Origin of the sequence: Streptomyces sp. NPDC058691, assembly GCF_042714775.1 — a bacterium.
In the GTDB taxonomy this organism is placed as follows: domain Bacteria; phylum Actinomycetota; class Actinomycetes; order Streptomycetales; family Streptomycetaceae; genus Actinacidiphila.
The window spans coordinates 31,013-54,343 of sequence record NZ_JBHXSO010000054.1 but is presented as its reverse complement, the minus strand read 5'-3'; the positions used below and the strand labels follow the sequence as shown (position 1 = coordinate 54,343).

21 protein-coding genes are annotated in these 23,331 nt (G+C 73.4%); 10 read left to right on the top strand and 11 right to left on the bottom strand.

All coding sequences use genetic code 11. The annotated features are described in order from the left end of the window. Nucleotides 1–102: 102 nt before the first annotated feature. On the top strand, nucleotides 103–804 hold the full coding sequence (gene merB, locus ACFWVC_RS30495; protein ID WP_384294480.1) for an organomercurial lyase: 702 nt from the start codon (nucleotides 103–105) through the stop codon (nucleotides 802–804). Nucleotides 805–871: 67 nt separating this feature from the next. Here merB and ACFWVC_RS30490 read toward each other — a convergent pair whose 3' ends face one another. The 4 genes from ACFWVC_RS30490 to ACFWVC_RS30475 form a co-directional block, all read right to left on the bottom strand. After that, nucleotides 872–1,960: an MBL fold metallo-hydrolase gene (locus ACFWVC_RS30490; RefSeq protein WP_384294476.1), complete on the bottom strand. Its 1,089-nt coding sequence runs from the start codon at nucleotides 1,958–1,960 to the stop codon at nucleotides 872–874. 236 nt (nucleotides 1,961–2,196) lie between these two features. Continuing rightward, on the bottom strand, nucleotides 2,197–2,628 hold the full coding sequence (locus ACFWVC_RS30485) for a PPOX class F420-dependent oxidoreductase (protein WP_384294472.1): 432 nt from the start codon (nucleotides 2,626–2,628) through the stop codon (nucleotides 2,197–2,199). A 7-nt stretch (nucleotides 2,629–2,635) separates the two neighbouring features. Then, nucleotides 2,636–4,498 carry a DUF2264 domain-containing protein gene (locus ACFWVC_RS30480; RefSeq protein ID WP_384294467.1) on the bottom strand — a complete coding sequence of 621 codons (1,863 nt, stop codon included), beginning with the start codon at nucleotides 4,496–4,498 and terminating at the stop codon, nucleotides 2,636–2,638. A gap of 93 nt (nucleotides 4,499–4,591) precedes the next feature. Continuing rightward, complete coding sequence (locus ACFWVC_RS30475; protein ID WP_384294462.1) at nucleotides 4,592–5,218, bottom strand: GNAT family N-acetyltransferase; 627 nt, start codon at nucleotides 5,216–5,218, stop codon at nucleotides 4,592–4,594. A gap of 100 nt (nucleotides 5,219–5,318) precedes the next feature. Between ACFWVC_RS30475 and ACFWVC_RS30470 the strand changes: the two genes are divergently transcribed. Continuing rightward, entirely contained in the window at nucleotides 5,319–6,173 is an 855-nt protein-coding gene (locus tag ACFWVC_RS30470; RefSeq protein ID WP_384294459.1) for an alpha/beta fold hydrolase, read from the top strand. A gap of 53 nt (nucleotides 6,174–6,226) precedes the next feature. Here the strand turns inward: ACFWVC_RS30470 and ACFWVC_RS30465 are convergent, their stop codons facing one another. Beyond that, nucleotides 6,227–6,877 (bottom strand): DUF4360 domain-containing protein, encoded by a 651-nt coding sequence (locus tag ACFWVC_RS30465; protein ID WP_384294454.1) that lies wholly within the window; start codon nucleotides 6,875–6,877, stop codon nucleotides 6,227–6,229. Between the two features lie 350 nt (nucleotides 6,878–7,227). Beyond that, entirely contained in the window at nucleotides 7,228–8,064 is an 837-nt protein-coding gene (locus ACFWVC_RS30460; protein ID WP_384294450.1) for an NmrA family transcriptional regulator, read from the bottom strand. An 83-nt stretch (nucleotides 8,065–8,147) separates the two neighbouring features. Here ACFWVC_RS30460 and ACFWVC_RS30455 point away from each other — a divergent pair, with 83 nt between their 5' ends. The 3 genes from ACFWVC_RS30455 to ACFWVC_RS30445 are packed head-to-tail and all read left to right on the top strand — an operon-like array spanning nucleotide 8,148 to nucleotide 11,818. Beyond that, the gene (locus ACFWVC_RS30455; protein WP_384294446.1) at nucleotides 8,148–9,092 is read left to right on the top strand and encodes an AraC family transcriptional regulator; all 945 of its coding nucleotides are present in this window, start codon (nucleotides 8,148–8,150) and stop codon (nucleotides 9,090–9,092) included. Between the two features lie 15 nt (nucleotides 9,093–9,107). After that, the gene (locus tag ACFWVC_RS30450; protein ID WP_384294442.1) at nucleotides 9,108–10,247 is read left to right on the top strand and encodes a site-2 protease family protein; all 1,140 of its coding nucleotides are present in this window, start codon (nucleotides 9,108–9,110) and stop codon (nucleotides 10,245–10,247) included. A 35-nt stretch (nucleotides 10,248–10,282) separates the two neighbouring features. After that, nucleotides 10,283–11,818 carry an ATP-dependent DNA ligase gene (locus ACFWVC_RS30445; RefSeq protein ID WP_384294438.1) on the top strand — a complete coding sequence of 512 codons (1,536 nt, stop codon included), beginning with the start codon at nucleotides 10,283–10,285 and terminating at the stop codon, nucleotides 11,816–11,818. A gap of 662 nt (nucleotides 11,819–12,480) precedes the next feature. Here the strand turns inward: ACFWVC_RS30445 and ACFWVC_RS30440 are convergent. Together ACFWVC_RS30440 and ACFWVC_RS30435 are read right to left on the bottom strand one after the other, a co-directional pair. Continuing rightward, the gene (locus tag ACFWVC_RS30440) at nucleotides 12,481–12,999 is read right to left on the bottom strand and encodes an O-acetyl-ADP-ribose deacetylase (RefSeq protein ID WP_384294434.1); all 519 of its coding nucleotides are present in this window, start codon (nucleotides 12,997–12,999) and stop codon (nucleotides 12,481–12,483) included. Between the two features lie 27 nt (nucleotides 13,000–13,026). Then, a complete protein-coding gene (locus ACFWVC_RS30435) occupies nucleotides 13,027–13,872 on the bottom strand; it encodes an NUDIX domain-containing protein (RefSeq protein WP_384294431.1) in 846 nt (281 codons plus the stop codon). Between the two features lie 136 nt (nucleotides 13,873–14,008). On the opposite strand from ACFWVC_RS30435, the gene dnaK reads away from it, so the two are divergent. Further along, nucleotides 14,009–15,895 carry a molecular chaperone DnaK gene (gene dnaK / locus ACFWVC_RS30430; protein WP_384294425.1) on the top strand — a complete coding sequence of 629 codons (1,887 nt, stop codon included), beginning with the start codon at nucleotides 14,009–14,011 and terminating at the stop codon, nucleotides 15,893–15,895. Next, nucleotides 15,892–16,590: a nucleotide exchange factor GrpE gene (gene grpE, locus ACFWVC_RS30425; protein ID WP_384294421.1), complete on the top strand. Its 699-nt coding sequence runs from the start codon at nucleotides 15,892–15,894 to the stop codon at nucleotides 16,588–16,590. The genes dnaK and grpE overlap by 4 nt, the downstream gene beginning before the upstream one ends. A 33-nt stretch (nucleotides 16,591–16,623) precedes the next feature. Here grpE and aroQ read toward each other — a convergent pair whose 3' ends face one another. The 3 genes from aroQ to ACFWVC_RS30410 form a co-directional block, all read right to left on the bottom strand. Further along, nucleotides 16,624–17,085, bottom strand: a complete 462-nt coding sequence (gene aroQ, locus ACFWVC_RS30420) for a type II 3-dehydroquinate dehydratase (protein WP_384294417.1) — start codon at nucleotides 17,083–17,085, stop codon at nucleotides 16,624–16,626. 22 nt (nucleotides 17,086–17,107) lie between these two features. After that, nucleotides 17,108–17,869 (bottom strand): pirin family protein, encoded by a 762-nt coding sequence (locus tag ACFWVC_RS30415; protein WP_384294414.1) that lies wholly within the window; start codon nucleotides 17,867–17,869, stop codon nucleotides 17,108–17,110. Between the two features lie 62 nt (nucleotides 17,870–17,931). Beyond that, the gene (locus ACFWVC_RS30410; protein ID WP_384294408.1) at nucleotides 17,932–19,080 is read right to left on the bottom strand and encodes a helix-turn-helix domain-containing protein; all 1,149 of its coding nucleotides are present in this window, start codon (nucleotides 19,078–19,080) and stop codon (nucleotides 17,932–17,934) included. Nucleotides 19,081–19,150: 70 nt separating this feature from the next. On the opposite strand from ACFWVC_RS30410, the gene ACFWVC_RS30405 reads away from it, so the two are divergent. From ACFWVC_RS30405 to ACFWVC_RS30395, 3 genes are read left to right on the top strand one after another with little or no spacing between them, the layout of a single operon-like run. Further along, nucleotides 19,151–20,908, top strand: coding sequence for an FAD-dependent oxidoreductase (locus tag ACFWVC_RS30405; protein WP_384294404.1), 1,758 nt, complete (start codon nucleotides 19,151–19,153; stop codon nucleotides 20,906–20,908). Between the two features lie 12 nt (nucleotides 20,909–20,920). Continuing rightward, entirely contained in the window at nucleotides 20,921–21,796 is an 876-nt protein-coding gene (locus ACFWVC_RS30400) for an intradiol ring-cleavage dioxygenase (protein WP_384294400.1), read from the top strand. Further along, nucleotides 21,793–22,872: a maleylacetate reductase gene (locus ACFWVC_RS30395; protein WP_384294396.1), complete on the top strand. Its 1,080-nt coding sequence runs from the start codon at nucleotides 21,793–21,795 to the stop codon at nucleotides 22,870–22,872. The genes ACFWVC_RS30400 and ACFWVC_RS30395 overlap by 4 nt, the downstream gene beginning before the upstream one ends. Nucleotides 22,873–23,331: the final 459 nt, after the last annotated feature.

The following is a 23,331-nucleotide window of genomic DNA, read 5'->3' as shown; positions in this document are numbered from 1 at the left end:
GGCGTCGCCGCCGGACGGCTTCCCGCCGTCCGGCGGCGCGCCCTCGGATGCCCGCCGGGGTGCGGGCCGGGAACGCCGACCGCGTCGACGTCAGGAGCAGCGATGAACGACTCCGCCCCTCAGCCTCCGGCGGCGCGGACCGAGCGCGTCCGTACGGCGGTCTACTCCCACTTCGCCGCAACGGGCGGCGCCCCCTCCGTGGCGGACCTCGTGGCCCGGACCGGGCTGCCGTCCGCCGGCGTGCGGAGCGCGCTGATCGCCCTGCACGAACACCGGGACGTGGTCCTCGACCCGCGGGAGCCCGAGCGGATCGCCATGGCGCACCCCTTCGCGTCCATTCCGCTCGGTTTCTCGGTCATGGGCCGCGGCACGCTGTGGTGGGGCGGCTGCGCCTGGGACTCGTTCGCCGTCCCGCACCTGCTCACCGGCGAGCCGGATGTCCTGGTCGCCACCCGCTGTCCGGCGTGCGGCACTCCCCACGCCTGGGTGGTCGGCCGGCAGGCGCCACCGCCGGGCGACCAGGTCGCCCACTTCCTGACGCCGGTGCGGCACATCTGGGACGACGTCGTGCACGCCTGCGCCAACCAGCGCCTGTTCTGCTCCGCCGAGTGCGTCCGCGACTGGCTCGACGGCAACGGGCTGACGCCCGGCTACGTCATGGACCTGCCCACCCTGTGGAGGCTCGCCCGCGGCTGGTACGCCGGCCGCATGGAGTCGGGGTACACCCGGCGCGACCCCGCCTCGGCCGCGTCGTACTTCGCGGGCGTGGGGCTGCGCGGGCCGTTCTGGGGACTGGACGACTGACCCCGCAGGCCCACCGCCGGGGCCGCCGGAACGGCCCCGGACGGCGGTCGATCCGCGGGGGGGGCGCCTACGCCGTGGCGGTGTCCGCCTGCGGAGCGGCCGTCCCGGAGCCCTCGGTGAGGGCGGGCCAGGCACGGCCCTCGCCGCCCTTGGCGACCGCCCGCCACCAGGGGTCCAGGGGCAGGCCGGTGGCAGGTTCGAAGGGCTCGCCGGGGCGGGGGACGGCGACGCGGGCGCCGGTGGCGCGGGCGGCGGCGACGGTGCCCTCCGCGGGCTCCTCCCACGGGTGCGGCGCGAGGTTGAAGGTGCCCCAGTGGATCGGCATCATCAGCTCGCCGCGCAGGTCGCCGTGGGCGCGGACGCCCTCCTCCGGCGTCATGTGGATGTCAGGCCAGAACTCGGAGTAAGCGCCGATCTGGATCATCGTGGCGTCGAAGGGGCCGTAGGAGGCACCGATCTCGGCGAATCCGGGGAAGTATCCGGTGTCGCCGCTGTGGTAGACCCGGTGCTCGGGACCCGCCACGACCCACGAGGCCCACAGGGTGTGCTGGGTGTTGCGGATGGCTCTGCCGCAGAAGTGCCGGGCGGGCGTCGCGGTCAGGGTGAGCCCGCCGACCTGCGTGGACTCATGCCAGTCCAGCTCGGTCATGCGGTCCGCGGGAACGCCCCAGCGCTCCAGGTGCGCCCCGACACCGAGCGGGACCACGAAGCGCGTGCCCGTGCCGGCCAGCGCCTTGATCGTGGGCATGTCGAGGTGGTCGTAGTGGTCGTGCGAGATGACGATCACATCGGCCTCGCCCAGTTCCCGCAGCGCCACCGGGGGCCGGTGCAGTCGCTTCGGCCCGATGAAGGAGAAGGGGGAGCAGCGTTCGCCCCAGACAGGGTCGAAGAGCACACGATGCCCGTCGATCTCGGTCCAGACCGTGGAGTGGCCCATCCAGGTGAGCCGCAATCCGGACGCGGGCGGTGCCGCGAGGTCCGCGAGGGTGGACCCGTACAGCGGGATGTCGCCGCCCGGGGCGCGGCGCACCCGGTCCTCCTTGCGGAAGTAGGAGCGGGCGAACCGCAGCATGGAACCCGAGGGCGCCGTCCGGGCGCTCACCGGGTTCGTGAAGACGCCGTCGGCGAAGTTGGGCGACCGCTGGATGCGCTCCATCCTTTCCCCGTAGGGATTGTCTCCGAAAGCGGGGATGAGATGGGCGAGCGGAGAACGCTTCGGACTGGAGCCGGTCACGGCACCTCCCGGTAGTCGGCGGTCACGATCGCGCCGTGACCGTTCGGGTCCCGGCAGGACCAGTATGTACAGCGACAACTCCTACATCGGTCATTCCAGTTCCGCGCCCCGTTGTGCATCCTGTGCACGTCCTGTCACAGGGCGCGGACCCGGCGTCGCTATCCCGCCGCGCGGGGCTGCCCGTAGGCGCGCTCCACATGCAGCTTCAGGACCAGGCGTTTGTCCTCGACCATGGCGCGCCGGTAGTCGTCCCAGTCGGGGTGCTCGCCCTGCACGGCCCGGAAGAGGTCGATGAGTTCCCCGACGGTCGCGTCGTTCCGGTCCGCGGCGACCGGGGTGAGTTCGGCCGTGCCCTCGGCGACCGTCCACGCCCAGCGATCGGGGGTGGTCACGTGGTAGCTCGCCCGGGGGTCGCGCCGCAGATTGCGGGTCTTGGCGCGGTCGTCGGTGAGGGAGACCCGCAGCACGCGGGTCTCCGGGTCGTAGTGGTGGGTGACGTTGGACAGCTGGGGGCGGCCGTCCCGCTTGATCGTCACCAGAACGCCCCCGTTGGTGTCGGCGAGCAGTCGCAGCAGTTCCGTATCGCTCATGTCCGCCTCAACGACCGTCCGGGAAAGAGGATTCCACGACCGCGCCATCCGGGGTGAGGCGCGCGTGGTGAGCCGCCCCGTCCGCCCAGTGAATGGTCACCTCGTGGCCCGCGGAGGTCGTGCGCACCTCGGCCTTCGCCACCGCGGACAGCGGTTCCGGGTCCGGTGCGCCGGTGAGTCGTGCGGCGCATACGAAGAGATCACCGCGGTCACCGCGGTCGTCGTGGTCCCGTCCGGCCTTGGTGACGGCGCCGGCGGCGGCCGGGACGACGGCGTGCGGGGCGCACGCGGTGGGAGCGGGCGGCAGCGCGGGGGCGTCGGTGAGACCGTGCAGCGGCAGCAGCTCCGAGCACAGCCCCTCCCCCGCCGGCCAGCCGGTCTGCCGTACGGCCGTGCCGGGCTCGGCGCCGGTGACCAGATGGACGCGGACCTCGGCGGCGCCGCGCGCCAGGACGACGGCGACGACGCGCACGCCCTCACCGGCCGTGGAGCGCGAGGCGGCCCAGCCCTCGCCCGCGCCGAGCGGGACGATCCCGGTCCGCGTGGTGACCGACCCGTCGGCGCGGACGAGCCCGAAGTGGTTGTCGGGCGGGTCCGCGGCGGACACCGGCGCGGTGACGGTGGAGTACGCGAGGCGGGTGTAGTGGGGGTCGTAGCGGGCGTCCTCGCTGCCGTGGTTGTGCAGGCGTACGACGCCGTCCGCCACGGTGGACTGCAGGAGCCAGTTGGGCGCGGGCAACGCGGTCAGGGCGTCGGCGCGCTCGACGGGCGCGGACTCCTCGGGGGCCGTCCACACCTCGTGGTCCGCCGGGAGCAGCAGCCCGAGGAAGCCCTTGCTCGCCCAGTAAGGGGACGCCGGGCCGGAGTACTGCTGGAGGACAGGCTCGTACGGGCCGTGCCAGCCCAGCGACAGCAGCCCGTCGGGTCCGGCCGCGCCGCGGTCGAGGAAGTGGCGCAGGGCGCCGGAGGCCAGCCGCCGGGTGGTGCCGGGGGCGAGCGGGGTGTGGCCGGTGAGCGCGCCGAGCCACAAGGGGCTGGCGGTGGCCATGCGGTAGGTGAGGGAGCGCCCCTGGTGCACGGGCGCGCCGTCGGCGCCGAAGAGCCGGGCGTAGTCGGCGAGATGGACGCGCAGCCGCCCGCCGTAGCGGTCGAGGCGGTCCGCGTCGCCGGAGAGCCACGCCTCCAGCACGGGGTACAGGTGCAGGGCCCAGCCGTTGTAGTAGTCAAAAGCCCGCCGGTCGCCGTCGGTGTACCAGCCGTCGCCGGTGTACCAGCGCTCGATCCCGTCCAGGCCGCGCGTGACGGCCTCCTCGTCGCCGAGGAAGCCGGCGACGGTGACGGGGAACAGCTCCCAGTTGCAGGCCCAGGGTTCGGCGGTGATCGCGCGGGACAGCCAGGCGCCTGCGCGCTCGCGCACCGTGTCGTCGAGCCGGTCCCACAGCCAGGTGCGGGTCAGGCGCAGGGCGAGGGCGATCGAGGCGGCCTCGACCAGGGGCTGGCTGCGGTCGGCGACGACCGGCCAGTCTTCGGGACCGTCCCCGCCGGGACGGGCGGTCCCGGCGGCCAGGCCGTCGGCGTAGCGGTCCAGGAGCCCGTCCGGGTCGTCGCCGCCGGCGCCCGCCACGCGGATCGCGGCGAGCAGGAAGGTCCGCGCGTAGCCCTCCAGTCCGTCCGAGCGCACGCCGGAGCTGCTGGGGCGGCCACCGGGCAGGTGGTAGAGCGCGCGGCCCGGGGTGGCGTGCGGGGCGACGGCCGCGAGCAGCCCGTCGGCCACGGCCTCCCAGTGGGCCCGGGTCCATCCGGTGTACGGGCTGAGCGCCCGGTCCTCGGGCGGCAGGATGAAGGGGTGCGGGGGCGCGGAACGGGTCACGGGGTGGCTCCTCTCCGGCCGCTGGTGGGCCGTCGTGGACCCTACCGGCGGGTGCAAGCGCTTTCTAGACCGCATACGGGACGCCCCGGCACCTCAGTGCACCGGTGTGTCCGTCTTCCGCCCCAGGTACGTGAGCGGCCCGGGGTCCACGACCGGGATCACGTGGAAACCGAGGCGGTCGTAGAAGGCACGGGCCGGGGTGTTCGCCGTGACCATGCCCAGGTGGACGGCGCCGGCCCCGCGCACCGCGAGCGCGGCCAGCAGACGTCCCATCAGTTCCCTTCCGTAGCCCGCCCGCTGGTAGTCCGGCAGCAGGTCGATGTGCAGATGCGCCGGATACCCGGCGAGTTCGGGCACGACCATCCGCTCGGGCCGGTGCAGCAGGCCCGCCATCTCCTCGTCCGCGGTCCGCGGCGCGCCCTTCGGCTCCGGGTGGCGGTCCGCGACCGTCGGCAGCCACTCCTCACGGAAGCGCCGCACGAAGGCCGCGGTGTCGGCGGCGCCGACGATGTAGCCCACCACGCGCGTCCCGTCGTCCACGACGAAGGCCAGGTCCGGCTCAAGGTGGGCGTACGGGCCGGCGAAGATGTCGGGCAGCAGGTCCTGGTCGGCGTACAGGCCGCGGGCGTCGCCGCCCTCGTGGCCGGTGCGCACGCAGACGTCGTAGAGGCCGGCCCGGTCCTCCGGGCGGTACGGGCGGATCGCCGCGCGTGAGGTCATACGGGCATCATGGCGCTATGGGAGCGCTCCCACAACCCCCTCGAGGCGGAGCGCTAGGCTGAACGAAGGGCGCACACAACGCGGCCGAGGGGAGATCGCCATGGCCCCGGACACCGAGACACCGGCCGTCAGCCGCGGCCCCCACCGGCTGTATGCCGAGGTCTCCCCCGGCACGGGCGACCCCGTCGTCCTGATGCACGGCTTCCCCGACAACTGCCGCCTCTACGACCGGCTGCTGCCGTACCTCCAGGGCCGCGCGCCGGTCGTGCGCTTCGACTTCCTCGGCTGGGGACGCTCCGACAAACCGCCCGGCCACCCCTACTGCGTCGCCGAGCAGGAGGCCGACCTCGCCGCCGTCGCCGACTCCCCGGCCACCGGGCTCCGCGGCCGCCGGCTGGTCCTCGTGGCGCACGACGCCTCGGGGCCGCCCGCGATCGACTGGGCACTCGCCCACCCCGGCCGCGTCGCCCGGCTCGTACTGCTCAACACGTACTACCACTGGACGCCCGCCCTGCGCCGGCCGCCGGCGATCACGCTCTACTCCACCCCGCTGCTGCGCGCCGCGGCCCGTGCCGTCGCCCGGCGCCGCCCCGACCTCGACCGGCGGCTGTTCGCCTGGCAGATCGGCTCGTTCATCCGCGACCCGCTGGTGCGCGAGGTGTACGTGGCGCTGCTGTACGAGGACTTCCCGGCCGCGCGTCCGGCCTTCTGGCGCCTGAACGAAGAACTGCCGCGGGCGGTGCTGAGCCGCCGCCGGCGCATCCCGGAACTCCAGGACTTCCAGCCGCGCGTCCGCGTCGTCTTCGGCACCCGGGACCGCTGGCTCAACGCACGCGTCGCCCGCCAGTTCGCCGTCCTCTTCCCGCACAGCGAACTGCGACTCCTCCTGCGGGCCGGCCACTACGTCCAGATCGACGAACCCGCCCTGGTGGCGGGCGCCATCACCGCAGCGTGACCTGGCGCCCGGCGGGTCGGGCCCCGGCCGGGAGTGCGCCGGGGCCCGGTCCGTCAGGCGGCGGGGCACTCCTTCCACGCGAGGTGGTAGGTGGTCTTGATGCTGCCGTCCGTCGAGTCCATGGTCATGAAGCTCGTCGTGCGCGACGGGTCGGACGTGCCGGCGGCGACCCGCAGTTCGGTGTTGATGTTGAAGTTGCGGAGCTCACCGCACGGCGCCCAGACCAGGGCCGCGACGTCGACGCTGTCGGTGGCCTGCCAGTTGTCGTCGAGAGAGCCGCGGAACGTGTGGGTGATGGCGCTGGTGTCGGGCGAGCCCTGGAAGTAGTAGTTGGCCTTCTCCACGCCGGTGGCACCCCGCTCCAGGTGTGCGAAGCCCCGGTAGTCGGCCGAGGCGATCGCGTAGGTGAAGCCCTGCGGCACGTGCACGTTCAGATTGAGCTGGCAGTTCTTGCGGAAATCGGTCGGCTTGGAGCCGACGCCCACCTGGGCCACGTACGCGCTGTACGTGACCGTGAACGCCTCGTTGTCCGGCGAGACGGCCACGGCGGCCGTGCCGGCGGGACATCCCGAGCCGTTCACGGTGGCGACGTCGATCACGATCCGGTCCGGCGGGGGCGGTGTCGCACCGTCCGGCTCCCACGTATGGGGACCGAGCAGCGATGCGGCGGCCACGCCGCTGAGGGCGATCGCGCGTAACGTCATGAGGTTTCCTTCCGGTCGTCGAAGGATGGTCGGCACCGGGTCCTGCTCCCCGTCCGGTGTCGCGTACACGACACCATGCGTCACGGGACGCGTACAGAATCCCCATGGAATTCCCACAGGAATGGCCGAGCCCCCGCACCCCTGGCCGGAAGGAACGCGTCCGTATCCGGCCAGGCCCCGGAGGCCGGAACCCGCCCCGTTCGAAGGCCGCCCCACCGGCCACCGGCGCCACGACCGCACCGGCCCAGGCGCGCCGTCGCCAACACCGGTGCCTGGCGATGCGCTTCACGCCACTGGCGCCGGCGTCATCCTGACCGGCGGACGCCACAACGACGACACGTCACGAACGGTCAGCGCCGCTGCCAGACCCCCGCGGCGGCGGCCTCGCCGGCGAAGTCGCGGAAGTCGCGGGGCGCACGGCCGAGGACGCGTTCGACGTCACCGGTGAGATGGGCGTTGCGCCCGTCGAGCAGGTCGCCGAAGAGCCGGGTGAGGAAGCCGACGACCTCGTCCGGCAGCCCGAGGGCGGCGAGTTGCGGGCCGTACTCGTGCGGCGGGACCGCGGTGTAGCGGACGGGACGGCCGGTGGCGGCACCGATCTCGGCGGCGGCGCCGGCGAAGGTGAGCAGGCGCGGGCCGGTCGGCTCGTAGGTGCGGCCGGCGTGCCCGTCGCCGGTGAGCGCGGCGGCGGCCATATCGGCGATGTCCCGTGCGTCGACGAAGGGTTCGCCGACCGTCCCGGCCGGGAAGACGATCTCACCGTCGAGGACACCCTCGAGGAACAGTCCTTCGCTGAAGTTCTGGCAGAACCAACTCGCCCTGATCACCGTGCAGTCGGCGCCGCCACCGCGTACCGCTTCCTCGGCGGGCAGGGCGAGGTCCTCGCCGCGGGCGGAGAGCAGGGCGATGCGGCGCACACCGCTCGCGGCGGCGAGCGCGGCGAAGTCGCCGAGCGTAACGGCGGCTTCCGGGGCGCCGATGTCGGGGTGGTACGCCAGGTAGGCGACGGTCGCGCCGTCGAGCACGGGCTCCCAGGTGGCGCGGTCCGCCCAGTCGAAGGGCGGTTCACCGGAGCGGGAGGCGGTGCGTACCGCGAGGCCGTGGGCGGCCAGCGCCCGGACGACATGGCGGCCGGTCTTTCCGGTGCCGCCGAGGACGAGTGCGGTGCCTGCGGGTGTCTGCGTCATGCCCCTCAGTGAAACGGTCACCGGATGAGACGGACCATGGCTGATCGACTCCTCTCCATACGCGAGCGTCTACGCTGAACCGTATGGACTCACTGACGGGCCTGCTCGACGGACCCCGCGCGCGGGGGGCATTCCTGCTGCGGATGGTGATGGAACCGCCGTGGTCGGTACGGATCGAGGACCGGGCACCGCTGTGCGTCATGACGGTCGCGCGCGGCGGGGCGTGGATCGTGCCCGAGGACGGGGAGGCGGTGCGGCTGGGCCCCGGCGACGTCGCCGTCGCGCGCGGTCCGGCCCCGTACGCCGTCGCCGACCTGCCCTCGACCGCGCCGCACGCGTGGATCCTGCCCGGCGAGGTGTGCCGTACCGCGGACGGGCACGACCTGGCCGACGCGATGGCGCTGGGGGTCAGGACCTGGGGCAATCGGGCCGAGGGGGCGGACGTCATGCTCGTCGGCACCTACCAGCTCCGCGGCGAGGTCGGCCGGCGCCTGCTGGACGCGCTGCCCCCGCTGCTGGTGCTTCCCGCCGAGGACTGGGAGAGCCCGCTGCCGGCGCTGCTGTCGGAGGAGATCGTCAAGGACGAGCCCGGGCAGGAAGCGGTGCTGGACCGGCTGCTGGACCTGCTGCTGATCTCGGTGCTGCGCACGTGGTTCACCCGGCGGGGGGAGTCGGCCCCCGCCTGGTACCGGGCCTTCGCCGACCCCGTGGTGGGCCGGGCACTGCGTCTGCTGCAGAACAACCCGGCGCACCCCTGGACGGTGGCCGGGCTCGCCGCCGAGGCCGGTGTGTCCCGCGCCGCACTGGCCCGCCGCTTCGGCGAACTCGTCGGCGAACCCCCGATGGCCTATCTGACCGGCTGGCGGCTCACCCTCGCCGCGGACCTGCTGCGCGAGCCGGACGCCACCCTCGGCGCGGTCGCCCGCCGGGTCGGCTACGGCAGCCCCTTCGCGCTCAGCGCGGCCTTCAAGCGGGTGCGCGGGATCAGCCCGCAGGAACACCGCGCCGCCGCGGCCGGAACGGAGTGACACTGGACGGGAGACATGAACGGCTCCATTCAGATGGGACGGGTGTACGGGGTACCGCTGCGGATGCACTGGAGCGTCCCCGTACTCGTCGTGCTGCTCGCCTACGGGCTCGGCCGCGACACCCTGCCCGCCTGGATCCCGGGGCTCTCCTCCACCGTCTACACCCTGGCGGCCGCCGTGGGCGCGGTCGCGCTGATGGCGAGCCTGCTCGTCCACGAGATCGCCCACGCGGCGACGGCGCTGCGCCAGAACATGTCCGTGCAGGACGTCACCTTGTGGGCGATGGGCGGCATGACGCGCATGGACCGTGCCCCTTCGGCGGGCGCGGCCTTCCTGGTGGCGGTCAGCGGGCCGCTGGCCAGCCTCGTCATCGGGGGCATCGCACTCGGTGCCGGCATCGGCGTGGGCGCGGCGGCCCACCGCTCCGTTCCCGCGGCGCTGCTGGTCTGGCTGGGCTGGGCCAACCTGCTCCTCGGCGTCTTCAACCTGCTGCCCGCGGCGCCGCTGGACGGCGGGCGGGTACTGCAGGCCCTGCTGTGGTGGCGGACCGGGGACCGCGACCGCGCCGACCGCGCGGCCGGGCGGGGCGGTCAGGTCGTGGGCGTGCTCCTGGTCCTCGGCGGCTGGGTGGCGTTCGCCCGCGGCGTCCCCGGCGGCCTGTGGCTGGCGCTCGTCGGGCTGTTCATGGCCCTCACCGCGGGCGCCGAGCGGCAGCGCGCCGTCATCGGCTCGGCCCTGCGCGGGGTACGGCTCGGGGACGCGATGTCCTCGCCGGTCGCGACGGGCTCCGACTGGCTCGCCGTGGACCGCTTCATCGACGAGGTCGCGCTGGGCGCCCGGCATTCCGTGCTGCCACTGCTCGACTTCGACGGGCGGCTGTCGGGCCTGGTGTCCCTGCGCCACCTGACCTCCGTGCCGGCCGAGCGCCGCGCCGAGGTCCGGGTACGCGACGTCGCGGTCCCGCTGTCCCAGGTCACGACCGGCTCCCCTGACGAACTCGTCAACGACGCCCTGGACCACCTGCGGTCCGGTGCCGGAGGAGGCGTGCGCGTCGTGGTCGTGGAAGGCGGCCGCCCGGTCGGCATCGTCACCGGCAGCGACATCACGCGGCTGGTCCAGCGCCGGCAGATGGCGGGCGGCGGCCGCGCCGTGTGACTGCGCCCGGGCCGCCTCTGGGCGACGATGGAGCCATGCTGCTCGCGGAGATCGCGCGTACGTCCCAGGAGATCGCGGCCACGTCCGCCCGGTCGGAGAAGGTCGCGGCGCTCGCCCGGCTGCTGAAGACCGCGGAGCCCGACGAGGCGCCCGTGGTGATCACGTACATCGCCGGACGGCTTCCGCAACGCCGTACGGGCGTGGGCTGGAGCACCCTGCGCGAGCGCCACGAACCGGCCGCCGAACCCCGGCTGACCGTGGCCGGGGTCCACGGCACGCTGGACCGGATCGCCGCGGTGACCGGCAAGGGCGCCGCCGCGGAGCGCAAACGGCTGGTCGCGGAACTCATGGGCGCGGCGACGCAGGAGGAGCAGACGTTCCTGCTCGGGCTGATCGGCGGCGAGCTGCGGCAGGGGGCGCTGGACGCGCTCGCCGTGGAAGGGCTCGCGGTCGCGGCGGGAGCGCCGCCGGAGGACGTACGGCGGGCGGTGATGCTCGGCGGCTCGCTCGGCGCGGTCGCGCGTGCGCTGCTGGCACAGGGACCGGGAGCCCTGGCCACGTTCCGGCTGGAGGTCGGACGTCCGGTGCAGCCGATGCTCGCGCAGACCGCCAAGGACGTGGACGAGGCACTGGACCGCCTCGGCCCCTGCGCCCTGGAGGAGAAACTCGACGGCATCCGCGTCCAGGTGCACCGCGCCGGCGCCGACGCCCGCGTCTACACCCGCACCCTGGACGAGATCACCGACCGGCTGCCCGAAGTCGTGGCCGCGGCCATGGAGTTGGCGGTGGAGGAGGCCGTGCTCGACGGCGAGGTCATCTCCTTCGGCGACGACGGCCGCCCGCGCCCCTTCCAGGAGACCTCCTCGCGCGTCGGCTCACGCCTCGACGTCGCGACCGCCCGGGTGGCCCTGCCCGTGGCGCCGGTCTTCTTCGACCTCCTGTCCGTCGACGGCCGCGACCTGCTGGACCTGACCACCGCCGAACGCCACGCCGAGCTGGCCCGGATCGCCCCCGCACCGCGCCGCGTCCGGCGCCTGGTCGCCGCCGACCCGGCCGACCCCGCCACGCGGGAGGCGGCACGGGACTTCGCCGCCCAGGTCCTGGAACGCGGCCACGAGGGCGTCGTCGTCAAGGCCCTGGACGCCCCCTACAGCGCCGGCCGGCGCGGCGCCGCCTGGCTCAAGGTGAAACCGGTGCACACCCTGGACCTCGTGGTCCTCGCCGCCGAATGGGGCCACGGCCGCCGCACCGGCAAGCTCTCCAACCTCCATCTCGGCGCCCGCCGCCCGGACGGCACGTTCGCGATGCTCGGCAAGACCTTCAAGGGCCTCACCGACGCGATGCTCGCCTGGCAGACCGAACGGCTCCAGGAACTCGCCGTGAGCGATGACGGCTGGGTCGTCCGCGTCCGCCCCGAACTCGTCGTCGAGATCGCCTTCGACGGCCTCCAGCGCTCCTCCCGCTACCCCGCCGGCGTCACCCTCCGCTTCGCCCGCGTCCTCCGCTACCGGGCGGACAAGTCCGCGACGGAAGCGGACACGGTGGACGCGGTGCTCGCCCTCCGTACGTAACGCTGCGCTTGCTGTCCGGGTAGGTTTTTTCCCCGCCCGCCCGCCCGTGTGCCCGGCGCGGTCTGGCACCCCGGCGCGCGTGGTTGTGGGCCGGGTTCGGGGCCTCCGGGGCTGGCCATTCTGGACTGGGATATTTACGTGCGTTTCCAGCACCTTGTTTTGATCACCCCGGGTACTGCACACAAATATCCCGCACCGTCCAGAACACCCACCCCTGCACCCCCGCCCCCTCCGTCTCGTCATGCGCCTGATCCCCAGTGGGGGTATGGAGGCCGTCCGAGGTGACCGCGGTTGCCTGGATACAGCCCCATCGGTGTTGGCGGTGACGCCTGGGCGGCTGATGTGCCGCCGCACCGACCCTCGGCCTGTGCCATGGCCGCCCTAACACCCCCACTGGGGATCACGCGCGAACACTACGGAGGGGGCGGGGTCGTAGGGGTGGGCGTTCTGGACTGTGGAGCATATTTGGGTGCACAACCCGGAGTGACCAACGCAGAGTGCCCGAGGCACCAAAATGTGCTGTCCAGAATGGCCAGCCCCGGAGGCCCCGAACCCGGCACCCAACGCAACGCGCGCCGGGGTCACTGACTTCACAGGGTTGGGGGCACCCCCGGCCGAAGGTTGGGGGAGGGAGGGCGGGCGGGGGAGAAACCCACCCCGGATCAACCCCCCGCAAGCGCCGCCTCGAACGCCCCATACGCACGGTCATCGAAAAGCACGAACCGCACCTCCTCCACGCCCCCCGCCACCGCGTCCCGCACGGTGCGCACCGCGATCCGCGCCCCATCGTCCAGCGGCCACCCGTACACCCCCGTGGAGACGGCCGGGAACGCGACCGTGCGGGCGCCGAGCTCGTCGGCGACCCGCAGGGACTCCCGGTAGCACGAAGCCAGCTGCGCCGAGCGGTCCTCCGTGGCGGACCACACCGGGCCGACGGTGTGGACCACCCAGCGGGCGGGCAGCCGCCCCGCGGTCGTGGCGACCGCCTGCCCGGTCGGCAGGCCGCGCCCGTAGTGGGAGGCGCGCAGCGCGCGGCACCCCTCCAGGATCTCCGGCCCGCCGCGGCGGTGGATGGCGCCGTCCACACCGCCGCCTCCCAGGAGCGAGGAGTTGGCGGCGTTGACGACGGCGTCAACGGTCTGCTCGGTGATGTCTCCCCGGACCAGGATGATGCGTGCCATGCGGGTGATCCTCCCACCACGCGCGGATCACCAGTCGCACGGCACCTTCAGGTCCAGCAGTGAGTCGCAGAACTCCGCGGGACGCTGTGGCCAGCCCGTGCTGTGCCAGTGGGCGATGCGCCAGCCCAGGCGCTTGGGCCACAGGGGCAGATGTCTCAGGTCCGGCACGGGCACCCAGACCGGGGCGGCACCCTTCTCCAGGTCGAGGGTGGAGCGCGGGCCGATCGTGCCGGCGGCCTCGACGAGGAAGTAGTGGCCGGGGTTCGATCCGCGGTGGACCCGGTTGACCCGGGCGATCTCGCGGCCGACGGTGCCGGTGAGCCCGGTCTCCTCGGCGAGCTCGCGGACCACCGCGGCCTCGGGGGTCTCTCCCGGCTCGACGCCGCCGCCGGGGATCTCGTAGTAGTCGCCGCGCCGGTGCCGGTAGCGGATCAGCAGCATGTGCCCCTCGCGGATGATCACCGCCCCGGCGCGGGTCCGCTTGGGCGGCCGGCCGAGGGGGTCCTCCAGGACGAGCCGGCCCCGCCACCAGGGCGGCCCGTCCCAGGAGCGCAAAATGGCCTCCCACGCGGTCCACGGGGCGAGCGGCAGGTGCAGGGCCTCGTCCCTGGTGAGCAGCCGGGGCGGGGCGGAGGCCGGCGGGAGCGGGGCCTCGGCCCGGTAGTACAGCTCGGTGCCCGAGGCCGCGCGGACTTCCAGGCAGGGCGAGGGGTCGATCCCGGCGTCGACGCCGAGGGCGGCGCGGGCCGCCTCGCGGGCCGTCGCCGCGGGGTCGCCGCGCGGTGGGACGGGAGCCCGGGGCAGGGTCAAGTCGTCGTGTACGGCGAGGTGTTGGTCGCGGAAAAGGATCACTCCTGCGTGCAGTGAGGACATCTGGCCGACGCTAGCAGCGCCCGCCGTCGCGGGCCGCGCGAATATTCCGGTTGGGGCGGCGGGCCCGTCCGCCCGTCCCGGCCGTCTGGTGGTCGGCCCCCCGGCGTCGCACCCTGGAGGGAAGGAGGCGACTGACATGACACGTCCGGTCGGTATTGACCTCGGCACCACCAATTCGGTGGTCTGCGCGCTGGAGGGCGGTGAGCCCACCGTCATCACCAACACCGAGGGAGCGCGGACGACGCCCTCGGTGGTGGCCTTCGGCAAGGGCGGCGAGGTTCTCGTGGGCGAGATCGCCAAGCGCCAGGCCGTGACCAACGTGGATCGCACCGCACGCTCGGCCAAGCGGCACATGGGGGACTCCGGCTGGCGGTTCCCCGACTCCGGTTCGATCGACGGCAAGCGGTTCACCGCCCAGGAGATCTCGGCCCGGGTGCTGCAGAAGCTGAAGCGGGACGCGGAGTCGTACCTCGGCGAGGACGTGACGGACGCGGTGATCACCGTCCCCGCGTACTTCGACGACGTGCAGCGCACCGCGACCAAGGAGGCCGGCGAGATCGCCGGGCTCAACGTCCTGCGCATCATCAACGAGCCCACCGCGGCGGCCCTGGCCTACGGCCTGGACAAGGAGAACGACCAGACGATCCTGGTCTTCGATCTGGGCGGTGGCACCTTCGACGTGTCCCTGCTCGACATCGGCGAGGGCGTGGTGGAGGTCAAGGCCACCAACGGCGACACGCAACTGGGCGGCGACGACTGGGACCAGCGCATCGTGGACCATCTCGTGGAGCGCTTCAAGAACGGCTACGGGCTGGACCTGTCGCAGGACAAGATGGCGCTGCAGCGGCTGCGCGAGGCCGCCGAGCGGGCCAAGATCGAGCTGTCGTCGTCGACCGAGACGACCGTCAATCTGCCCTACATCACCGCGTCCGCCGAGGGCCCGCTGCACCTGGACGAGAAACTCACCCGCGCTCAGTTCCAGCAGCTGACCGCCGATCTGCTGGAGCGCTGCAAGTCGCCCTTCCACCAGGCGGTCGAGGACGCCCGGATCGACGTCTCCGACGTGGACCACGTGATCCTCGTCGGCGGCTCGACCCGCATGCCGGCGGTGACGGACCTGGTCAAGTCCCTGACGGGCAAGGACCCGCACAAGGGCGTGAACCCGGACGAGGTCGTGGCCATCGGCGCCAGCCTCCAGGCCGGTGTGCTCAAGGGCGAGGTAAAGGATGTCCTGCTGCTCGACGTCACCCCGCTGTCCCTGGGTATCGAGACCAAGGGCGGCATCATGACCAAGCTGATCGAGCGCAACACGAGCATCCCGACCAAGCGCTCGGAGATCTTCACCACGGCCGAGGACAACCAGCCGTCGGTGCAGATCCAGGTGTTCCAGGGCGAGCGCGAGATCGCCGCGTACAACAAGAAGCTCGGCGTGTTCGAGCTGACCGGGCTGCCCCCGGCGCCGCGCGGCGTGCCGCAGGTCGAGGTCTCCTTCGACATCGACGCCAACGGCATCATGCATGTGGCGGCGAAGGACCTGGGCACCGGCACGACGCAGAAGATGACCGTCACCGGCGGCTCCGGGCTGCCGAAGACCGACATCGACCGCATGATGCGCGAGGCCGAGCAGTACGCCGAGGAGGACCACCGGCGCCGTGAGGCCGCCGAGACCCGCAATACCGCGGAGGGCCTGGTCTACTCGACCGAGAAGCTGCTGCGCGACAACCCCGACAAGGTCCCTGCCGATCTGCGGACCGAGACGGAGGCCGCGGTCGCGGACCTGAAGGAGAAGCTGGCGGCCGAGGGCGACGACACGGCGGCCATCCGCACCTCCACGGAACGGCTGAGCACGACGGCGCAGAAGATCGGCACGGCGATGTACGCCAGGGCCCAGGCGGAGTCGTCCGCCGCGGGGGCCGGCCAGGGGGCCGGGCCGCCGCCGTCCGACGCGGACGACGGCAACGACGACGTGGTGGACGCCGAGATCGTCGACGACGACAAGCGGGAGGGAGGCGGCACGGGATGAACGGCGCCGCCCCGCCCGAGGGGGCCGGTGAACTGCGGGCGCGCCTGGCCGAGCGCACGGCGGACCTGAAGCGGCTGAAGGCGGAGTACGACAACTACCGCAAGCGCGTGCACCGGGACCGGCTTGCGGTGCGGGAGATCGCCGTCGCCAATGTGCTGCGCGGCCTGCTGCCGGTGCTGGACGCGGTGGACCGGGCCAGGGAGCTGGGCGAGGTCACGCAGGGCTTCGGCGCGGTCGTGGAGGTGCTGGAGACGCGGCTCGGCGAGCTGGGCCTGCGGTCCTTCGGCACGCCGGGCGACCCCTTCGACCCGGTCCGGCACGAGGCCGTGGGCACCGCCGGCGGGGCGGAGTCCGAGGGCCCGGTGTGCGCCGAGGTCGTGCGGCCCGGCTACCGGGTCGGCGGGCATCTGCTGCGCCCGGCCGAGGTCGTGGTGGCCAGACCTGCGCCTCGGCAGGCGCGGGTGCACCCTGGAGTCATGGAGACGACCCACAAGGTGGACGTTGCCCCGCTCGCGGAGGACCACCGCTACCGGCGGGTGCACCTGCGCGGCGCCGGCTGGCAGCAGCTCGAGCGCGAGGAGTTCGAGCTGCGGGTGCGCGAGGAGTTCCCCGACATCGACGTGTCCGATCCCCGGCAGGTGCACTGGGCCGACCACCCCGGCGAGTGGCCGGACTGGCGGCCGGGCGAGGCCTGAGGGGACGGCGGCACGGTCTGCGGCTCAGGCGGCTCAGGCCGCGGCGAGCAGCGCCGCGACCCGTTCCACCGCGAAGGCGTAGCCCTGGACGCCGCAGCCGGCGATGACCCCGTCGGCGCGCAGGGAGACGTAGCTGTGGTGCCGGAAGGACTCCCGCCGGTGGATGTTGGAGATGTGGATCTCCAGGACCGGCAGTCCGTCGCAGGCGTTCAGCGCGTCCAGGAGCGCCACCGAGGTGTGCGAGTAGGCGCCCGGGTTGATGACGATCCCGCAGTGCGCCTCGCGCGCCTCGTGGATCCAGTCCACGAGTTGTCCCTCGTGGTTGCTCTGGCGGCAGTCGACGGTCCCGCCGTGACGCTCCGCCGTCGCCGCGCAGAGCGCCTCGACGTCGGCGAGGGTCTCCGAGCCGTAGATCTCCGGCTGCCGCTGTCCGAGCAGGTTGAGGTTGGGACCGTTGAGGACCATGATCGGCGCGTTGGCGAGAGTGCGGGTCATGGCCCTCAGGTCTACCACGTGATCACCCGAAGGTGACGGCGCCGTCCATCTCCCACACCAGGACTTCCGCACCCTGCGCCCCGGCGGTCAGCCGCTGGCCCTCGGACCCGGTGACGCGCACGGCGTCGCCCTTCGACAGCAGTCCTGCGCCTTCCAGCGCGACCTCGCCCTTGGCGACGTACACGTGGGTGAAGGGCGCGGTCGGCAGCGCGAGGGTCTGGTCCGCGGTCATGCGGGAGGCCCGGAGGGCGGCGTGCTTCTGGGCGATGGAGATGGCGCGCTGGTCGCGGTCGCGGTCCATGCCGGAGGCCACGGTGACCCAGCCGCCGCGGGCGAGTTCGTCGTTGATGTCCAGCTGCTCGTAGCCGGGCTTGATGCCCTGCTCGTCGGGGAAGACCCACATCTGCACGAAGTGGACGGGGTCCTTGTGCTCGGGGCCGCCGGTCAGCTTCCACGAATCGTTCTTCTCGCTGTGCAGGATGCCGGTGCCGGCGCTCATCCGCTGGGCGAGGCCCGGGTAGATCACGCCGTTGTGGCCTTCGGAGTCCTGGTGGACCAGGCCGCCGTCGAGCACCCAGGTGACGATCTCCATGTCGCGGTGCGGGTGGGTGTCGAAGCCGGTGCCGGGCGCGACGACGTCGTCGTTGGAGACCAGCAGCAGGCCGAAGTGGGTGTTCTTCGGGTCGTAGTGGTGGCTGAAGGAGAAGCAGTGGTGCGAGTCGAGCCAGCCCGCACGGGTGTGGAACCGCTGTCCTGCGCGGCGGACATCCAGCTGGGTGGTCATGATCGGGTCTCCTCCTGCGGGGGTGGCGTGCCTACGGCCAAGCTAACATGTTGAATTCTAAACTATATTCCCTGGATGCCATAGCTCCGCAGCTTTCGGTAGACGGTCGCCCGCGCGATACCCAGGGCCTGCGCCGCCCGCGCCTTGTTCCCGCCGTGGGTGCGCAGCGCCTCCAGGATCGCGTCCCGCTCGGCCCGCTCCAGACTGCCCAGCCGGCGCCCGCCGGCCGCGCCGCGCACGGCGTCCGGCAGCTCGTCGGGGCGGACCGGGGAGGTCAGCCGGCGCCGGTCGGCCAGCTCGCGCACGACGAGTCCCAGCTCCTCGACGTTTCCCGGCCAGGTGTGCCGCTCCAGGACCCGCTTGGCCTCGACGGTCCAGGTCAGCGGCGGGTACCCGGGGGCGGGGCGCGGGCTGAGCGCCGCCAGCAGGCCCGGCACGTCCTCGGGGCGCTCGCGCAGCGGCGGCAGCGTCACGGAGCGGGCCGCCAGCCGTCCCAGCAGCCGGTCCACGCAGGGACCGCCCACCGGGTCCCCCGGGGTGGAGGTGGCGGTCAGGGGCATCCGGGGGAACCGGTCCAGCATCGACACCAGCAGCGCGGCGGCGCCCGCGTCCAGCGCCTCCAGGTGCCGGACGAACACCGGCACCGGGGCCTCCAGAGCGGCCAGCCGCTCCACCCACTCGTGCGCGACCGCCCCGGTGGCCTGCGCCGCGTCCAGCTCGACGGTGTTCGGCCGCACGGCACGGGCCACGGCGGTCTTGCCGGTGCCCGGCTCGCCCGCTATCAGCAGGGTGCCCTGGGAACGCCCCAGCGCCACGGCGCGGGCAGCCGCGGAGCGCCAGGACCGCGATGCGCCGACGAGCCCCGGCAGCCGCGGATCCGGCAGAACGGTGTGCGGCGCGTCCGCGTCGCCGGTGGGCGTGAGGATCGCCACGGCTCCGATGACCTCGCCCGCGTCCTGCACGGCACGCAGCCGCGCTGACCAGCCGCCGCCCGGCAGGGGCAGCTCACAGCCCTCGGCACGGCCGTCCCGCACCATGCCCCCGGCACGGCGTTCCAGCAGGTCGAGGGCCTCCTCCGAGAGCCGCCGGGCGGCCTCGGCGCTCACGATCCGCGACCTGCCGTCCGCGGCCACGACGGCACGCGACTGCGGCCGCTCGCGCAGGTAGGCCTCCAGGAGCAGCGCCTCATGCGGTGTATCGGATTGAGACACGCCGGAAACCTCCTGCTGGTTAACCATTCGATTCGTTGCCATTTCAATTATCCGTCAGGGAGCCGCTTCGATGGAGAGCGTCGAGACCGATGTGCTGATCGTGGGGAGCGGGCCGGCCGGGGCGACCGCCGCGCTCGCACTGAGCACGTACGGGATACCGAACGTCGTCGTGACCCGGTACAACCGCCTGTCGGCGACCCCCCGGGCGCACATCACCAACCAGCGCACCATGGAGGTCCTGCGCGACCTGGGTGTCGAGCAGGAGGTGATCGCCAAGGCCACACCGCAGCCCCTGATGGACAACACGGTCTTCTGCACCAGTCTCGCGGGCGAGGAACTGGGCCGCCTGCGCTCCTGGGGCAACGACCCGCTGGTCCAGGCCGCGCACGAGCTCGCCAGCCCGACCCGCATGTGCGACATGCCGCAGCACCTCATGGAACCGGTGCTCGTCGACGCCGCCGTCGCACGCGGGACGAAGCTGCGCTTCGGGACCGTATACAAGTCCTTCGTACAGGACGCCGACGGCGTGACCGTGACCGTCGAGGACACCCTGCGGGGCGACGAGTACACCATCCGCGCCAAGTACCTGATCGGCGCCGACGGCGGCCGCAGCCAGGTGGCCGAGGACGCGGGCCTGCCGATGGGCGGCAAGATGGGGGTGGCGGGCAGCATCAACATCCTCTTCGACGCCGACCTGTCCCGCTGGACCGCCCACCGGCCCGGCACCCTCTACTGGGTGCTGACCCCCGGCGCCACGGTCGGCGGCATCGGCGCCGGCCTGGTGCGCAACGTCAAGCCGTGGAACGAGTGGCTGATCGTCTGGGGCTACGACGTCGAGGCCGCCCCGCCGAACCTCACCGAGGAGTACGCCCTGTCGGTGGTCCGCCAGCTGATCGGCGACGACGACCTGCCGGTGACCATCCGCTCCAGCTCGTCCTGGACCGTCAACGAGATGTACGCCGAGACGTACTCCAGCGGCCGGGTCTTCTGCGCGGGCGACGCCACGCACCGGCACCCGCCGTCCAACGGACTGGGCTCCAACACCTCCATCCAGGACTCCTACAACCTGGCGTGGAAGCTGAAGCTGGTGCTCGACGGCAGCGCGTCGCCCTCGCTGCTCGACAGCTACACCGCCGAGCGCGCCCCGGTCGGCAAGCAGATCGTCACCCGCGCCAACAAGTCCATCGGCGAGACCGCCCCGGTCTTCGAGGCGCTGGACCTGCTGGCCCCGCAGAGCCCGGAGCAGCTGGTCGCCAACATCGCCTCCCGCAAGGACGCCACGCCCGCCGGCGAGAAGCGCCGGCAGCGGCTGCGCGAGGCGATCGACTTCAAGCGGTACGAGTTCAACGCCCACGGCGTCGAGCTCAACCAGCGGTACTCCTCGGCTGCGGTCGTCCCCGACGGCACCGCGGACCCCGGTTTCGACCGGGACCCCGAGCTCCACCACCAGCCGAGCAGCCGCCCCGGCGCCAAGCTGCCGCACGCCTGGCTGACGGCGGGCACCCGCACCCTGTCCACCCTGGACCTGGGCGGCGGCGGACGCTTCACGCTGCTCACGGGTATCGGCGGCGACGCGTGGGTGGCGGCCGCCCGCGCCGTCGGGGCGGACCTGGGGCTGGACATCGCGACCGCCGTGATCGGCCCCGGGCAGGACTACGAGGACCCGTACGGCGATTGGGCGCGACTGCGCGAGACCGGCGACACCGGCGTGCTGCTGGTCCGCCCCGACCTGTACGTCGCCTTCCGGCAGGCGGGCGGGGCGGCCGGCGAGGCCGAGGCACGCACCGTGCTCGGCGGAGCGCTGCGGCGCATCCTGGGACGGGACTGACAAGGAGCAACGATGGACTTCACCGAAGAGAGCGCCACCCCGGCGGTCGTGGAGAGCTTCGCCGGCACGCCCGATCCGCGGCTGCGCGAGATCCTGGGCAGCCTGACACGCCATCTGCACGACTTCATCCGCGAGGTCGAGCCCACGATGGAGGAGTGGGAGCGGGGCGTCGACTTCCTGACCCGCACGGGGCAGAAGTGCGACGACACACGGCAGGAGTTCATCCTGCTCTCCGACGTCCTCGGCGTGTCGATGCTCGTGGAGACGATCAACCAGCGCAAGGCCGCGCGGGCGGCCGGCGAGCCGGTGACCGACTCCACGGTCCTCGGCCCCTTCCACATGGTCGACTCCCCCGAGCGCGCCTTCGGCGACTCGATCGACATGGTGGGCACCGGGCAGCCGTGCGTGGTCACCGGACGCGTGCTGTCCGTGGACGGCACCCCGCTGGCGGGAGCGGCGGTGGATGTGTGGCAGGCCGACGACCAGGGCTTCTACGACGTCCAGCAGCCGGGCGCCCAGCCCCAGGGCAACGGGCGCGGGCTGTTCACCACGGACGAGGAGGGGCGCTTCCGCTTCCGCACGGTCGTGCCCGCGCACTACCCGATCCCCACGGACGGCCCGGTCGGCGAACTGCTGGGCGCCACGCGGCGGCATCCTTACCGCCCGGCGCACATCCACTTCATCGCCGGGCACGCCGGCTTCCAGCCCGTGACCACGCACATCTTCGTCGAGGACAGCCCCTATCTGGACTCGGACGCGGTGTTCGCGGTCAAGAAGAGCCTGGTGCAGACGTTCACCGAGGTCGACGACGCCGGGCTCGCGGCGGAGTACGGGGTGCGGGCCCCGTTCCGGCTGGCCGACTTCGACATCGTGCTGAGGGCGTCATGAACCCCGGCGGCCGGGACTTCGTCCACGATTCCCTGCCCATGCGGGTGGTCTTCCGCGCCGGGTCCGCCACCACCGCCGTCGCCGGCGAGGCGGACCGGCTCGGGCTGCGCCGCGTGATGGTGGTGTCCGGGCGGCACGGCCTGGACACCGCGCGGGCCGTCGCCGACTCGCTCGGCGCAACGTGCGCGGGCGTCCACCCGGGCGCGGTGATGCACGTACCGGTGAAGGTCGCCGACGAGGCCGTCGAGGTCGCACGGGAACTGGACGCGGACGGCCTGGTCGCGGTCGGCGGCGGCTCGGCGGTCGGCCTCGGCAAGGCGGTCGCGCTGCGTACCGGCCTGCCGCTGATCGCCGTGCCGACGACGTACTCCGGCTCGGAGATGACCTCCGTGTGGGGACTGACCGAGGACGGCGTCAAGCGCACCGGGCGCGACGCCCGCGTCCTGCCGCGCAGCGTCGTCTACGACCCGGAACTGACGGTGTCGATGCCGCCCGCGCTGTCCGCCACCAGCGGCGTCAACGCGATGGCCCACGCCGTCGAGGCGCTGTACGCGCCCGACGCCACGCCCATCGTCTCCCTCATGGCCGAGGAGGGCGTACGGGCTCTGGCCGACGCGCTCCCCCGCGTCGTCGCCGGCCCGGCCGACCCCGAAGCACGCGCCGACGCCCTGTACGGGGCATGGCTGTGCGGGGCGTGCCTCGGCGCCACCACCATGGGCCTGCACCACAAGCTGGCCCATGTGCTCGGCGGCACCTTCAATCTCCCGCACTCCGAGACCCACACCGTGCTGCTGCCGTACGTCCTGGCCTTCAACTCCGCGGCCGCTCCGGGCGCTTCGGCCGCCCTCCGGCGCGCCCTGTCCACCGACGACCCCGCCGCCGCCCTGTACACCCTCGGCGGCCGGCTCGGCGCCCCCCGCTCCCTGGCCGCGCTCGGCCTCGGCCGCACGGACATCGAACGCGCCGTGGAGATCGCCACAGCCGCGCCGTACGCCAACCCCCGCCCCGTCCTCGCGGAAGACGTCCGCACCCTGCTGACAGCCGCCTACGAGGGAGCCCCGCCCTCGGCCCTCTGACCCCGCCGCGTCGGCCGGCCTGTCGGACGCGCGCTTCCGGCGCGACGCCCCGACAGGCCGACCGGCAGAAGCGCCGACGGGAGCCCCCCGTCCCCCGCGGCCGACGCCGGGAACCCGGCAAGCCGTGAACCGGCACGACGGCGCGCGAAGCGGGGCCGTACGGGCCAGACCCGTGTGCCGCGGCCGCGGGCACGGCCGCACCGCGGCTGGCAACCGCGCGCCACGGCCCACGGCAACCCGTCCCGCCCGCTGATCTGTCACGCCTCCGGGCTGCGGCCCAACCCGCCCGCCAGGCCCGCAGCGCGACGACTGCGACAGCCCGACCGACAGGAGCACCCACGGTCCACACGCGGGCCTGACAGGCCTGCGGCGGCGGGGGTCCGGTCGCGCGGGCCCTCATGCCGTCGCCCCCGGCACCCGTTGGGCACACGGCGGGAGCGCGTGCCCAACGGGCGCCAG

What these genes read in the sequence shown, in the direction of transcription:
- merB (WP_384294480.1), top strand. Translation starts at nt 103, where the DNA reads ATGAACGACTCCGCCCCTCAGCCTCCGGCGGCGCGGACCGAGCGCGTC.
- ACFWVC_RS30490 (WP_384294476.1), bottom strand. Translation starts at nt 1,960, where the DNA reads ATGGAGCGCATCCAGCGGTCGCCCAACTTCGCCGACGGCGTCTTCACG.
- ACFWVC_RS30485 (WP_384294472.1), bottom strand. Translation starts at nt 2,628, where the DNA reads ATGAGCGATACGGAACTGCTGCGACTGCTCGCCGACACCAACGGGGGC.
- ACFWVC_RS30475 (WP_384294462.1), bottom strand. Translation starts at nt 5,218, where the DNA reads ATGACCTCACGCGCGGCGATCCGCCCGTACCGCCCGGAGGACCGGGCC.
- ACFWVC_RS30470 (WP_384294459.1), top strand. Translation starts at nt 5,319, where the DNA reads ATGGCCCCGGACACCGAGACACCGGCCGTCAGCCGCGGCCCCCACCGG.
- ACFWVC_RS30465 (WP_384294454.1), bottom strand. Translation starts at nt 6,877, where the DNA reads ATGACGTTACGCGCGATCGCCCTCAGCGGCGTGGCCGCCGCATCGCTG.
- ACFWVC_RS30460 (WP_384294450.1), bottom strand. Translation starts at nt 8,064, where the DNA reads ATGACGCAGACACCCGCAGGCACCGCACTCGTCCTCGGCGGCACCGGA.
- ACFWVC_RS30455 (WP_384294446.1), top strand. Translation starts at nt 8,148, where the DNA reads ATGGACTCACTGACGGGCCTGCTCGACGGACCCCGCGCGCGGGGGGCA.
- ACFWVC_RS30450 (WP_384294442.1), top strand. Translation starts at nt 9,108, where the DNA reads ATGAACGGCTCCATTCAGATGGGACGGGTGTACGGGGTACCGCTGCGG.
- ACFWVC_RS30445 (WP_384294438.1), top strand. Translation starts at nt 10,283, where the DNA reads ATGCTGCTCGCGGAGATCGCGCGTACGTCCCAGGAGATCGCGGCCACG.
- ACFWVC_RS30440 (WP_384294434.1), bottom strand. Translation starts at nt 12,999, where the DNA reads ATGGCACGCATCATCCTGGTCCGGGGAGACATCACCGAGCAGACCGTT.
- ACFWVC_RS30435 (WP_384294431.1), bottom strand. Translation starts at nt 13,872, where the DNA reads ATGTCCTCACTGCACGCAGGAGTGATCCTTTTCCGCGACCAACACCTC.
- dnaK (WP_384294425.1), top strand. Translation starts at nt 14,009, where the DNA reads ATGACACGTCCGGTCGGTATTGACCTCGGCACCACCAATTCGGTGGTC.
- grpE (WP_384294421.1), top strand. Translation starts at nt 15,892, where the DNA reads ATGAACGGCGCCGCCCCGCCCGAGGGGGCCGGTGAACTGCGGGCGCGC.
- aroQ (WP_384294417.1), bottom strand. Translation starts at nt 17,085, where the DNA reads ATGACCCGCACTCTCGCCAACGCGCCGATCATGGTCCTCAACGGTCCC.
- ACFWVC_RS30415 (WP_384294414.1), bottom strand. Translation starts at nt 17,869, where the DNA reads ATGACCACCCAGCTGGATGTCCGCCGCGCAGGACAGCGGTTCCACACC.
- ACFWVC_RS30405 (WP_384294404.1), top strand. Translation starts at nt 19,151, where the DNA reads ATGGAGAGCGTCGAGACCGATGTGCTGATCGTGGGGAGCGGGCCGGCC.
- ACFWVC_RS30400 (WP_384294400.1), top strand. Translation starts at nt 20,921, where the DNA reads ATGGACTTCACCGAAGAGAGCGCCACCCCGGCGGTCGTGGAGAGCTTC.
- ACFWVC_RS30395 (WP_384294396.1), top strand. Translation starts at nt 21,793, where the DNA reads ATGAACCCCGGCGGCCGGGACTTCGTCCACGATTCCCTGCCCATGCGG.